The sequence below is a fragment of the Sorangium sp. So ce321 genome, from assembly GCF_051530195.1.
GTDB lineage: Bacteria > Myxococcota_A > Polyangia > Polyangiales > Polyangiaceae > Sorangium.
The window spans coordinates 7,265,886-7,278,575 of record NZ_CP150329.1; the positions used below are offsets into that span (position 1 = coordinate 7,265,886).

A 12,690-nucleotide genomic window follows, 5' to 3' on the forward strand; every position below is an offset into this window, starting at 1 on the left:
CCGAGATCGTCGATGTCACGATCCACCGAAGCTCGTGACCCGATAAGCGCGCTGATCGATCCCGGAAAGCTAGTCCAGCCGCTCCTCGACGATCATGCGTACGCCGTGCGCCGGCCCGACGTTGGCGGCGCGCACCTTCCCCGGATCGGGTCGCAGCGATGCGAGGCGCAGCCGGTAGCGCCGCAGGATCGTGCCGAGCACCAGCCGCATCTCGTAAGAGGCCATGGCCGCGCCGAGGCAGCGCCGCGCTCCGCCGCCGAAAGGCAAGAACTCGAACGGCGTGAATTTACGCTCGAGGAAGCGCTCGGGCCGGAAGCGCAGCGGCTCGGGATAGAGGTCCTCACGGAAGTGGGCGACCCCGATCGCCGCCGCCACGCCGACGCCGGCCGGCAGGGTATAGCCCATCAGCTCCAGCGGGCGCAGCAGCTTGCGCGGGCCGGGCGCCGGCGCGAGCGGGTAGCGGCGCAGGGTCTCCTGGCAGACGGCCTCGAGGTACGGCTGCCTGTCCAGCGCATCGACCTCCGGATCGCGCCCCAGCGCTGCCAGCTCGGCGCGCAGCCGCTCGAGCGCCGCGGCGTTCTCGGGCCGGTGCAGCGCGTAAAACGCCCACGCGATCGAGATGGCCGTGGTCTCGTGCCCGGCGACGACCAGCAAGATCAGCTGGTCCCGGATCTCCTCGTCGGTCATGGGGTGGCCTTCCTCGTCGCGGGCATGGACCAGGAGGCTCAGGATGTCGTCGCGCGGCCCGGCCGCGCGCGCCGCCTCGATCAGCGCGTCGAGGTGCTCATGCAAGCGGCGCTGCCGCCGCAAGAACGCGGCGAAGGGACCTACCCCGCCGAGCTCGCGCCGCAGCGACGGGAACAGCGCGATGAGCGGTGAGATCCCGTCGATGAGATCCAGGAGCAGCCTGGCCAGCTCTGCCATGCGCGCCGGCTCGCTCACGCCGAAGGCGGCTTGCAAGATCATGTCGAGCGAGATCTGCTGCGCGACCTCGTGGACGGTCACCTGCTGGTCACGCCGGAAGTCCGCCGCGCGCTGCTCGGCCAGGCGGCACATCGCCTCCCCGTACGCGCGCATGCGCGCCCCATTGAACGGCGGCATCGTGAGCCGGCGCAGCCGGCGGTGCTCGGCGCCGCCGAGCAGGATCAGCGAGCGCTGGCCCAGGAACACGGACAGGTCCCCCGACAGAGGCGCAAACGTGTCGGGATCTGCCGTGTAGATGGCCTTGATGCCAGCAGGGTCGCCGGTGCACACCAGCGGGGGATCGCCAGGAAACGAGAAGGGATCGCCGTACCTCTGCGCGAGCGGCACCATGCAGCCGATGGGATCCCGGAGATACCGGATCAGAGTCCAGAGCTTGCTGCTCGGCCCCGGCGGGAGGTTGGGCATGGCCGAGACTACCAGGCGAGCGACCAGACACCTTCACCGAAGCAGCGCCACGTGGCCACAACCGGGACAATTCGCCACAAACGCCCCCCGCGGAAGGGCAGCCCACGCCGCCAGGCTCGGCAGAACGCCGCTGCCGCGTCCCCCCGCGCGCTCCACCGCCTGGCGTCTCGAGCGCTCTTCAGTCCGCCGCTCTCCGCGCGCCCCTCGCGCGCTGGCACGGGATCAGCACAGACAGCGGCGTCCAGACGCCCAGACCTCCGTGCACCGCGCCTCGCGCCGCGCCCTCGGCGAGCAGCCCGGCGCACCGGTAGAACCCCGAAGGGAGAAAGCGAGAACTCATGAAGGCGGTAGTCTTTCACGGCATCGGCGACATCCGGATGGACGACATCAAGGAGCCGAAGATCAAGGAGTCGACCGACGCGATCATCCGGATCACGGCGAGCGCCATCTGCGGCACCGACCTCCACTTCATCCGCGGCACGATGCCCGGCATGGAGCCGGGCACGGTGCTCGGCCACGAGGCGGTCGGCGTCATCGAGGAGCTCGGCGACGACGTCCGGAACCTGAAGAAGGGCGACAGGGTCGTCGTGCCTTCGACGATCGCGTGCGGCTATTGCTCGTACTGTCGCGCGGCGTACTACGCCCAGTGCGACAACGCGAACCCGAACGGCAAGCACGCGGGCACGGCGTTCTTCGGCGGCCCCAAGATGTCAGGCCCCTTCGACGGTCTGCAGGCGGAGTTCGCGCGCATCCCCTTCGCCAACGTCGGCCTCGTCAAGCTGCCGAACGGCGTCAGCGATGATCAGGCCATCCTGCTCTCCGACATCTTCCCCACCGCGTACTTCGGCGCCGAGCTCGCCGAGATCAAGCCCGGCGACACGGTCGCCGTCTTCGGGTGCGGCCCCGTCGGCCTGTTCACGATCGCGAGCGCCAAGCTCATGGGCGCAGGGCGCATCATCGCCATCGATCAGGTGCCCGACCGCCTCGCGATGGCGCGCGAGCAGGGCGCCGAGACGGTCGACTTCTCCGCCGAGGATCCGCTGGCGGCGATCATGCGCCTCACCGGCGGCATCGGCGTGGACCGGGCGATCGACGCGGTGGGCGTCGACGCCGAGCGCCCGCACGACGGCCCCGCCCACAAGCAGGCGAAGCAGGACGCCAAGGCGTTCGACCTCGAGGTCAAGCAGATCTCCCCCGACGCGCGGACCAAGGGCGACACCTTCCGCGCCGGCGACGGGCCGTCCCAGGTGCTGCAGTGGGCGGTCCGGTGCGTGGCCAAGGCGGGGACGATCGCGGTGATCGGCGTCTACCCGCAGACGTCGCGCACGTTCCCCATCGGAGAGGCCATGAACAAGAACCTCACCCTCCAGATGGGCAACTGCAACCACAGGAAGTACATCCCGAAGCTCGTGGACCTCGTGCAGACCGGCCAGGTCGATCCCACCACGATCATCACCAAGCAGGCGCCCCTCGAGTCGGCGATCGACGCCTACAAGGCCTTCGACCGGCGAGAGGCCGGGTGGGTCAAGGTCGAGCTCCGCCCGTCGGCGGCGGGGACACCTGCCCAGCTGAACCGCGCCGTCGCGTAGCCCGCCGATCGCATCTGGATCTGTCGAGGGCATGGCCCGGATGACCCGGCCGGCGCCGGCTCGTCCGTCGGCGTCATCGCGAGGCGGGGACCGTTCCCGTTTGAAACGGGGATTTCCCGCTCGAACCGGGCGCGCAGCGGCCGCTAGCCTCGGAGCTCACCATGCACCTCGAACCGCGTCGAGCCCCGCTCCGGGGCGGCCGTCACTGCATCATCCGGCAGATCTCGCGCGAGGACGCGGCCGCCCAGCTCGACCTCGAGCGGGCGATCGTGCGCGCGCGGCACGGCATCGTGAAGCACGAGGACGAGCTGCCCGCGGACGCGGCGGCCTACGCCGAGCAGCGGGATCGCGCGGGGCTCACGGCGACGGACGGCTCGGCGATGTGCCTGGCCGCCGAGCTGGAGGGGGGCGGCCTCGTCGGCGAGGCGACGCTCCTCCGGCTCAAGCTCCGGATGGTGCGCCACGTGGGCATCCTCGGGCTCGGCGTTCACCCGGAGGCGCAGGGGCTCGGGGTGGGCCGGGCGCTGCTCTCGCGGCTGCTCGAGTGGGCGCGCGCGCACCGCGACGCGGACGGGGGGCGGGTGCTCCGGGTGGAGCTCTACGTGCGGGCCGACAACGCCCGGGCGATCGCGCTCTACCGGTCGGTCGGGTTCGCGCACGAGGGCACGCGCCGCGGCTTCGTGCGCGGTGACGACGGCGCGTTCGTGGACGACCTGGTCATGGGCCTGTCGCTGGCGCCGGCCGACGAGGCCCCCGCCCTCCGCCGGTGAGGCGCGCCCCCGCGGCGGCGGGCATGACGCGCGCGGGCGCCGCGGGTAGCCTCCCGCGATGAGCGGATCGCTCCCCGCCGCCCGCGCCGCCGACCCTGGCGCCCTCCCCGATCCAGGCGCCCGCCTCGATCCCCACGCCGGCCGCCGGGACCCCGGAAGCCGCCCCTCCCCGGAAGACCGCGCCCGCGCCGCGCTGCGCGCCGGGCGCATCGCCGCCCTGACCGCCGCTGGCCTCGCCCTGGGCAAGCTCGTCGCCGGCCAGCTCGGCCATTCCATGGCCGTCACCGCGAGCGCCGTCGACTCGCTCACGGATCTCTTCGCCTCGTCGGCGAACGTGCTCGCCATCCAGCTCGCCCACGCCGCGCCCGACCGCTCGCACCCGTTCGGCCACGCGAAGATCGAGACGCTCGCGACCGCCGGTCAGGGCCTGCTCATCGGCGGCTCCGGCGTCTACCTGCTCGTCGAGGGCGTCCGGCGGCTGCTCTCGCCCGAGCCGCTCCGCCTCGCCGCCGTCACGCTCGGCGCCATGGCCGCGTCCGCGCTGATCACCGCGACGCTCGTGGCCTACCTCGGCCGCGTCGCCGCGCGCACCGGGTCGAGCGCCATCCAGGCCGACGCCGTCCACTACCGCACCGACATCGCCGCGAACCTCGCGATCTTCGCCGGCGTCGCCCTCACCTACGCGACCGGCATCGCCCGGGTCGACGGCGTCCTGTCGATCGCGGTCGCCATCTACGTCCTCGCCTCGGCGGGCTCCCTCCTCCGCCTCGGCGTGCGCGACCTCATCGACACGAGCGCCCCCGAGGAGCGCGTCGGCGCGATCGAGGCCGCGCTCGGCGCCCTGCGCGGGCGCGGCGAGATCCTCGGCCACCACGCGCTGCGCACGCGGCTCGCCGGGCGCACGCTGTTCGTCGACGTGCACATCGAGCTCCCGGGCGACATGCGCCTCGCCCGCGCGCACGCCACGGGCGACCGGGCGCGCGACGCGATCCTCGCCGTCGAGCCCGAAGCCGAGGTGCTCGTGCACATCGACGTCGAGCGCGACGAGCCGGCGTGAGGGGGCGCCCGCGCCGCGCGCGGCCGCTCAGGCGGGCGGCGCGCTCGACTCGCCGAGGCGCGGCGGCCCGGCGCACGGCAGCTCGACGAGGAACGTGGCGCCGGCGCCGAGCGCGCTCTGGACGCGGATCGAGCCGCCGTGCGCGTCCACGATCCTGCGGCTGATGTAGAGGCCGAGCCCCGTTCACGTAGCGGACGAGCGACATGGGGACGCGCCGCGAGCAATCCTCCGTGGACAAATCCGCTTTCGCGCGCGGAGCTGATGGCCTGCTCGTACAGATGCTGCGCTTTGTCCCATTCGCCGCCGATGCGCGCGATCTCGGCGCCGACCAGCGCCGCGCGATTGCGGAAGTTTTCCGGGCAGCTCGAAGCCCAGGCCTCGATCTGCCGGTGATGGGTGACGAGCGCCGTGAGGTGCTGCGACCGCTCGTCGGCGAATGGAGGTGCCGCGTCGTGGCGCGCCGCCAGCGCGAGCGCACTGTAGAAATGGTATTCGGTGAGTGCGAGGAACACCGGCGACGTCCGGAGGAGCCGCTGCGCCTTCGCCCCGGCCTCGAGGGCAGAGGCGTAATCACCCGCGTAGCAACGCGCTTGCAGCTTGTGGAGCCAGTACCAGCCCGCGGCGATCGAGAGGCGCGGATCGCCCTCGAGGCGCCGCTCGAACCGGGCCCTCGTGCGAGCTTGCCGAGCATCAGGTCGACCACGTTGTCGGTGAACCCCTTCTCGCGGATCTTCGCCACATCCCACCGGAAGGCCTCGGCACGCTCGTCGAACTCGATCAGCCGCTCTTCGTGCAGCGCGGGGAGGAACTGGATCGCGAAGAACGGGTTGCCGGCCGTCTTCTCGTAGACGAGGTTCGAGAGCGCCGCGGCGTCCTCGCCGCGGCAGCGAAGCGCGTCGCTGACGAGCGCGGCCAGGTGCCGCACGACAAGGCGCCAGCGCGGCGTCGGGGTGCCCCGATCACGCCGCCTCGACCGGAAACGGAATTGCCCGTCGCTCGGCTTGCGCGCGCCCCGTGCCGGCTCCATAGCGCGCCGCGTGGGGGTGCCAACGGGATAATGGAACCAGCGAGCGTCGACAGCGGCATCCCGGGAGTCGGCTTTCTCCCATGGGGTTCGCACATTTGCCAGTTCTACGCGTCGCGGCAGGATCTCGCCGACACGCTCGTCCCGTATTTCCTCGCGGGGATCCGCGGAAATGCGCAGTGCACGTGGGTCACGGCAGCGCCGCTCCACGCGGCTCAGGCGCGCGACCTGCTCAGGGCGGCCATGCTCGACGTCGACGCGCTCGAGCGAAGCGGGCAGCTCGAGATCATCGATTATCGCGACTGGTACCTGAAGACGGGCGGGCTCACCACCGAGACCCTTCACCGGATGTGGATCGAGCGGCAAGATCTCGCGCTCGAGCGCGGCTATTCGGGGCTGCGGGCGAGCGGGAACACGTCCTTTGTCGAGGTGTGCGACTGGAAGAGCTTCGCCAATTACGAGGCGAGGCTGAACGGGGCGTTCGAGGGGCGCCGGATCGTCGGCCTCTGCGCCTACTGCCTCGGCCAGTGCCGCCCCGAGAGCGTCCTCGACGCCGTGCGGAGCCATCAATTCGCGATCATCCGGCGCGACCGGAAGTGGGAGCTCATCGAGAGCTCGTCGCTCAAGGCCGCCAAACAGGAGCTCCGCAAGCTCAACGAGGAGCTCGAGGAGCGCGTCCGCCAGCGCACGGCGGAGCTCGAGGAGGCGCTGCGGATCCGCGAAGACTTCATCTCGATCGCGTCCCACGAGCTGAAGACGCCGCTCACCTCGCTCAAGCTCTACGTCGAGGGCCTGCTGCGGGCCAGCGCGAGAGGGTCCTCGGCCGCCGGGCAGCTCGCCGAGCGGCTGGCGAAGGCCAAGATGGAGTGCGACAGGCTGGAGAGGCTCGTGGACTACCTGCTCGACTTCTCCCGCGCCTCGTCCGGCCAGCTCGCGTTCTCCTGCGAGGAAATGGACCTCTCTGAGCTCGCGCGGGCGACCGCCAAGCGCTTCACCGAGAGCTTGCGCCAGGCAGGCTGCACGCTGTCGCTGCGCGCGGACGCGCCGATCGTCGGCACCTGGGACCCGATGCGGGTCGAACAGGTGCTCGTGAACCTCCTCGCCAATGCGGTCAAGCACGCGCCCGGGGCGCCGATCGAGGTCAGCGTGGCCGAACGGGACGGGCAGGCCGTACTCTCGGTCCGCGATCATGGGCCCGGCATCGCGCCCGCGGATCAGGGCCGGATCTTCGAGCAATTCGTCCAGCTCTCGCCGACCGCGCACCACCGCGGCGGGTTCGGCCTCGGGCTCTGGCTGGTGCGCAAGATCGTGGAAGCGCTCCGCGGAACGCTCGACCTCGAGAGCGCGCCGGGGGAAGGCTCGACGTTTCGCGTGGCGCTGCCGCGTGCTCCGGCGCAGTCGCGCTGACCCGCGCGACCGCCAGCCGTCGAGGGGATCGCGTGAGCGACGAGCAGCAGGACGCCCGCGGAGCGCCGGGACGGCCTCGTCCCGGCACGGTCCTCATCGTCGATGACGATCCAGGGGTGGTCGATGCCCTCGAGACGCTGCTCTCGGACGAGGGGTATCGCGTGGCGACTGCCCCCCACGGGGGCGCGGCGCTCGCGTACCTCGCCCAGCACGAGGCGCCCAGCATCATCTTGCTCGACATGATGATGCCCGTCATGGACGGCTACGCGTTCCGCATGGAACAACGCCGGCATCCCGTGCTCTCGCTGATCCCGGTCGTCGTCATGACGGCAGGAGCGAAGGGCGCTCGGATCGGCGAGATGGGCCCGATCGCCCTTCTGAGCAAGCCGATCGACATCGACGCGCTGCTCGCGTTGCTGGAGGAGCATTGCTGATCTGGCCGCGACCGCTGGCAGCGCCGCTCAGCCCGGCGGCGCGCTCGGCTCGCCGAGGCGCGGCGGCCCGGCGCACGGCAGCTCGACGAGGAACGTAAGGTATCGAAGCGAGCTCTACAACGCAGGATCCGCGAGCTGCGCCTGGCATAGGCACAGAGGACAGCTTCGCCATGTCGCCAGCACCCGCGCCACGCGCGGCGCGGGTGCTGCACCCGGCGTTCGCTATGCCTACGCCCCGGCCTCGCCTTCGTCGTTGTGCTCGTCGAGGTAGCGCTCGGGCGCGAGCTCCCACCGCTCCGGCGAGCGCCACAGCTGCGACAGGAGCAGCTCGCGCATCAGCAAGAACTCCTTGGGCAGCCGGTCATACAGCCGCTCGAAGAGCTCCCCGTGCGAGCCGAACTCGACCTTCCACGCCTCCCGATCGACGGCCATGAGCTGATAGAACTTCTCCTTCGAGAAGCGATCCATCCCGCGCCACTCGATGTCCTCGTAGCGCGGCATCCAGCCGAGCGGGCTCTCCTCGGCGAAGCCGCGGCCGTGCACGCGATCGACGATCCACTTCAGCACGCGCATGTTCTCGCCGAAGCCCGGCCAGAGGAAGTTGCCCTGGTCGTCCTTGCGGAACCAGTTCACCGAGAAGATGCGGGGCGGATTGACGATCTGGCGCCCCATCTGCAGCCAGTGGTTGAAGTAATCACCCATGTGGTAGCCGCAGAAGGGCAGCATCGCCATCGGGTCGCGGCGGACCTGGCCGATGGTGCCGGCGGCGGCCGCCGTCATCTCCGAGCCGATCGTCGCCGCCGTGTAGACGCCGAAGCTCCAGTTGAAGGACTGGACCACGAGCGGCACCGTCGTCGCCCGCCGCCCGCCGAAGACGATGGCGCCGATCGGCACCCCGTTCGGGTCGTCCCAGCGTGGATCGAGCGACGGACACTGCGACGCAGGCGCCGTGAAGCGCGCGTTCGGGTGGGCGGCCTTGCGCCCGCAGTCCGGGGTCCACGGCTTCCCCTGCCAGTCGATGAGCTCCGGCGGCGGCTCGTCGGTCATCCCCTCCCACCAGACGTCGCCGTCCGGCGTGAGCCCCACGTTCGTGAAGATCGTCCCCTTCCGGATGGCCGCCATCGCGTTCGCGTTCGACTTGTCCGACGTCCCGGGGGCCACGCCGAAATAGCCCGCCTCCGGGTTGATCGCGTAGAGCTGCCCGTCGCGCCCGGGCTTCATCCAGGCGATGTCGTCGCCCACCGTCGTGACCTTCCAGCCCGCGAAGGCCTTCGGCGGGATGAGCATGGCGAAGTTCGTCTTGCCGCACGCGCTCGGGAACGCCGCGGCGACGTACGTCTTCTCGCCCTTCGGCGACTCGACGCCCAGGATCAGCATGTGCTCGGCGAGCCACCCCTGCTCGCGCCCGAGCACCGAGGCGATGCGCAGCGCGAAGCACTTCTTGCCGAGCAGCGCGTTGCCGCCATAGCCGCTCCCGAACGACCAGATCGCCCGTTCTCCTGGGAAGTGGACGATGTATTTATGCTCCGCGTTGCACGGCCACGGCACGTCGCTCTGCCCGGCGGCGAGGGGCATGCCGACCGAGTGCAGGCACGGGACGAAGTCGCCGTCCCCGAGCACCTCGAGCACCTTGCTCCCCATGCGCGTCATGATGCGCATGCTCGCCGCGACGTACGGCGAGTCGCTGAGCTCCACGCCGATGTGCGCGTAGGGCGAGCCGACCGGGCCCATGCTGAACGGGATGACGTAGAGCGTCCGGCCCCGCATCGACCCGGAGAAGAGCCGGCGCAGCGTCGCCTTCATCTCCTGCGGGTCGGCCCAGTTGTTCGTGGGGCCGGCGTCCTGCTTGCGCCGGCTACAGATGAACGTGCGGTCCTCGACGCGGGCCACGTCGCTCGGGTCGGAGCGCGCGAGGTAGCTGTCCGGGCGCTTCTCCGGGTTCAGGCGGATCAGCGTGCCCGCCTTGACCATCTGCTCGCAGAGCGCGTCGTACTCCTCCTTCGAGCCGTCGCACACGTGCACGTTGTCCGGCTGGCACAGCGCGACGACCTCCGCGATCCACTGCCTGAGCTTCTCGTTGGCGATCGTCGACCGGAGACCGGGGATCGAGACCGGCGGAGGCGGCTCCGAATGGACCGAGTTCTGGCTGCTATGGCTGGCTGCTACGGACACTGGCGTACCCTCCTCGTTCTCTGGGGCAAGTGCGCATTGCAAGGCGCAGGCCCTGCCCGCCCTGGCGGTAATTCTGGCCGAACTGCGCCCGGTTGGCTGCACCGATTCTCCCTGAGCCCGGCCGCCACGCCATCGTCGCGCGCACCAGGTGCGCCCCGGAGCAATCCGTGCGCCGACGACGCGCCCACGACGCGCCCACGACGCGCCCACGACGCGCCCACGACGCGCCGACGACGCGCCGACGACGACGCGCCGGTGATGCGCCCGCGTGACGCCCACCACCGTCGCGGCCGTACCGCGTGGACGATGCTGGTCGCGGCGCGGGCAAGCTCGGAGCGAGCGCGCCCGACGACAGCGGCGCGCGCAGGCCGGTCCGAGCGCGCCCCTGCGCCAGCGGGACCAACGCACGTTCGATTGATCCGGGGCCGACGTCACGTTAAGGAAATGTGAAGCCATGGGGTCCGGGGGAACGGCGATGGATCGCCCCTGCGGCCGACGCGTGGACGCCGGCACGGGGCAGAGCGCATGTCAACCAATGGATCTCTCGTCGTCGTGGGCATCGGCATCCAGTGGGCCGGCCAGACGACCCTGGCAGCCCAGCGCGCCATCCAGCTCGCGGATCGCGTGCTCTTCGCGGTGGCCGACGCGTGGGCCGCGCGCTGGGTGCGCAGCCTGAACCCGGCGGCCGAGTCGCTGCCCTACGGGCAGGGCAAGACGCCGCGGCGGTCGATCTACGCGGAGATGGTCAAGCGCATCCTGGGAGAGGTGCGCAAAGGGCTCAAGGTCTGCGCGGTGTTCTACGGGCACCCGGGCGTGCTCGCGAGCGCGGCGCACGAGGCGGTCCGGCAAGCGCGCGACGAGGGGTTCTCGGCCCGGATGCTGCCCGGCGTCTCGTCCATCGACTGCCTCTTCGCCGATCTCGGGCTGGATCCTGGCCGCGACGGGCTCCAGCTCTTCGAGGCGACCGATTTCCTCATCCGGGGGCGGGAGGTCGACGCCCGCACGCCGCTCGTGCTCTGCCAGATCGGCGGGGTCGGCTGCGCCGGCGTGTTCGACCCCTCGGACGCCGCGCGCATCCGCCGCGGGCTCGAGGCCTTGGGCGAGCGCCTGTACCGGGCCTACCCGGCCGCGCACGAGGCGGTGATCTACGAGGCGGCCGCGCACCCGCTGGCCTCACCTCGCCTGGACCGGGTGGCGCTCTCGGCGCTCTCGGCGGCGCCGGTGGACGACATCTCGACGCTGTACGTGCCGCCTGTCGCGCGGGCGCGGGTCGACCCCGAGGTGCTGGAGCGCATCGGCTGGGACGGCGGCGCCGGAGCCGGGGTGGATTCACCGCTTGTGCACTGACGAGGTGATCTCATGACGGACAATAACCGCACGAAGCTCAAGAGCCTCGCCCAGCAGGGCGAGGTGCGCCGCAAGAACGGCCAGTACACCGACGCGATCCGGTTCTTCACCGAGGCGATCGAGATCGATGATGAGTACGCGTGGGCCTACGCCCACCGCGGCGCCGCCCGCGCGGCGCTCGACGACTGGGAGCCCTGTTGCACGGATTTCGAGAAGGCGCTCTCGCTGAATCCCAACTACGGATGGGCCTACGCGCACTGGGCGGACGCTCACCGGAGTCACGCGATCTTCACGCTGGGCAAGGCCGACACGCCCGCCGAGTGGCGCGATCAGCACGCCGTCATCGACAAGGGGATCGACTACTTCAAGAGAGCCGTCGAGCTGTCGCCGGGGAGCGCCTGGACCTTCGCCCACCGGGGCGCGGCGTACACGTACAAGTACTGGCTCGAGGTGATGGAAAGGATCTTGCCGGTCTTCGCTTTCGACCGTGGCTCCCCGCAGGTGCCCGGCACGCTGAGCACGGAGGGGAGCGACGCCGCGTCGCAAGCGCTGAAGGACCTCGAAAAGGCCTGCGAGCTCAACCCGAGATACGCGTGGGCCCACGCGTTCAAGGCCTGCCTCCTGGCCCTCATCGCGCGCGAGCAGCCCGACATGAAGCCCGGGCTCCTCGCGGCGCGCGACTGCCTGCTCAACGCGTTCTTGCTCGACGTCAACAAGCGGCTGCTGGTCGACCGAGCCATCGCGAAGCTGCTGAGCTGCGCGAGGACTTTCCCCGAGTCCGTCGCGGCAGGGATCAGCGGCGTGGAGAAGGATCCGTCGGATGTCGTCTCGCGCTACTTCGTCGCCGTCGGGCTGAAGCACATGAATGACCCCCTCGCGCCGGTGGTCATCGCGCAGACCCGGACCATTCTCGAGGCCGCCAGGACCGAGATCGACACGATGCTCCTGGGCCTCGACGAGCTCGAGGGCCGGGCGGGCGACAGCTCGATCGCGAGCATGCGAAAAAGACTGTCCGTCGAGGCGATCGCGCTCGTCGCCTTCGATCCCACGTGGAGCGAGATCCGCGAGAGGCCGCTCCCGCAGGGCGATCAGCGCGCGCCTCGACCCAAGAACGGCTGAACCACAGGAGGAATCATGGATCGTCTCTTCGACCTGCTCACGGAGCTGAGCATCGACCCCTTCAAGCATGCAGCGTTCGTGGCTGATCGGCAGGATGAGCTGCTCACCGACGAGGAGCGGGCCGCGTTGAGGCGGCCGGGGCCGCCCGAGGCGCAAGCCGCGATCGCCGGCGGGGGGTGGGCCCGCTGCGCGCTCATCGCAGATCCCGGGCCCGACCCGGACGAGGACCCCGACCCGCCCGACCTCCGGCGCCGCAGCCCCCACGTCGGCGATCGAGCAGACGGGCACCACGCGGCGCCGGGATCCGGCCGCCACGCCTGCGGGCTCGGTACACGCGCACGGGTTTGAGCGCCACGCGCGCGCGGGTTTGCGCGAGACGAGA

The 12,690-nt window shown here is 71.0% G+C and carries 10 protein-coding genes and 2 pseudogenes; 8 read left to right on the plus strand and 4 right to left on the minus strand.

Features of this window, described 5'->3' with window-relative positions; translation table 11 throughout:
* Nucleotides 1–69: 69 nt before the first annotated feature.
* Nucleotides 70–1,389 (minus strand): cytochrome P450, encoded by a 1,320-nt coding sequence (locus WME89_RS26675; RefSeq protein ID WP_438002544.1) that lies wholly within the window; start codon nt 1,387–1,389, stop codon nt 70–72.
* A 338-nt stretch (nt 1,390–1,727) separates the two neighbouring features.
* On the opposite strand from WME89_RS26675, the gene WME89_RS26680 reads away from it, so the two are divergent.
* The 3 genes from WME89_RS26680 to WME89_RS26690 all read left to right on the plus strand — a co-directional run bounded on the left by WME89_RS26680 (nt 1,728) and on the right by WME89_RS26690 (nt 4,805).
* A complete protein-coding gene (locus WME89_RS26680; protein ID WP_438002545.1) occupies nt 1,728–2,978 on the plus strand; it encodes a zinc-dependent alcohol dehydrogenase in 1,251 nt (416 codons plus the stop codon).
* 161 nt (nt 2,979–3,139) lie between these two features.
* On the plus strand, nt 3,140–3,748 hold the full coding sequence (locus WME89_RS26685) for a GNAT family N-acetyltransferase (protein WP_437922568.1): 609 nt from the start codon (nt 3,140–3,142) through the stop codon (nt 3,746–3,748).
* A gap of 58 nt (nt 3,749–3,806) precedes the next feature.
* A complete protein-coding gene (locus WME89_RS26690) occupies nt 3,807–4,805 on the plus strand; it encodes a cation diffusion facilitator family transporter (protein WP_438002546.1) in 999 nt (332 codons plus the stop codon).
* 27 nt (nt 4,806–4,832) lie between these two features.
* Here the strand turns inward: WME89_RS26690 and WME89_RS26695 are convergent.
* Nucleotides 4,833–4,985, minus strand: a pseudogene (locus WME89_RS26695) (ATP-binding protein); the annotation flags it as partial.
* Nucleotides 4,986–5,095: 110 nt separating this feature from the next.
* Nucleotides 5,096–5,551: pseudogene (locus tag WME89_RS26700) on the minus strand (hypothetical protein); the annotation flags it as partial.
* Nucleotides 5,552–5,595: 44 nt separating this feature from the next.
* On the opposite strand from WME89_RS26700, the gene WME89_RS26705 reads away from it, so the two are divergent.
* Entirely contained in the window at nt 5,596–7,236 is a 1,641-nt protein-coding gene (locus tag WME89_RS26705; RefSeq protein WP_438002547.1) for an MEDS domain-containing protein, read from the plus strand.
* 32 nt (nt 7,237–7,268) lie between these two features.
* Nucleotides 7,269–7,670 (plus strand): response regulator, encoded by a 402-nt coding sequence (locus WME89_RS26710; protein WP_438002548.1) that lies wholly within the window; start codon nt 7,269–7,271, stop codon nt 7,668–7,670.
* Between the two features lie 228 nt (nt 7,671–7,898).
* On the opposite strand, the gene WME89_RS26715 is transcribed toward WME89_RS26710, so the two are convergent.
* Nucleotides 7,899–9,842: a phosphoenolpyruvate carboxykinase (GTP) gene (locus tag WME89_RS26715; protein WP_438002549.1), complete on the minus strand. Its 1,944-nt coding sequence runs from the start codon at nt 9,840–9,842 to the stop codon at nt 7,899–7,901.
* A gap of 525 nt (nt 9,843–10,367) precedes the next feature.
* Here WME89_RS26715 and WME89_RS26720 point away from each other — a divergent pair.
* Genes WME89_RS26720 through WME89_RS26730 form a run of 3 tightly spaced genes read left to right on the plus strand, consistent with a single transcriptional unit; the run spans nt 10,368 to nt 12,656 of the window.
* On the plus strand, nt 10,368–11,189 hold the full coding sequence (locus tag WME89_RS26720; RefSeq protein WP_438002550.1) for an SAM-dependent methyltransferase: 822 nt from the start codon (nt 10,368–10,370) through the stop codon (nt 11,187–11,189).
* A gap of 12 nt (nt 11,190–11,201) precedes the next feature.
* Nucleotides 11,202–12,308: a tetratricopeptide repeat protein gene (locus WME89_RS26725; RefSeq protein ID WP_438002551.1), complete on the plus strand. Its 1,107-nt coding sequence runs from the start codon at nt 11,202–11,204 to the stop codon at nt 12,306–12,308.
* A gap of 15 nt (nt 12,309–12,323) precedes the next feature.
* Nucleotides 12,324–12,656 carry a hypothetical protein gene (locus tag WME89_RS26730; RefSeq protein ID WP_437663286.1) on the plus strand — a complete coding sequence of 111 codons (333 nt, stop codon included), beginning with the start codon at nt 12,324–12,326 and terminating at the stop codon, nt 12,654–12,656.
* Nucleotides 12,657–12,690 lie beyond the last annotated feature (34 nt).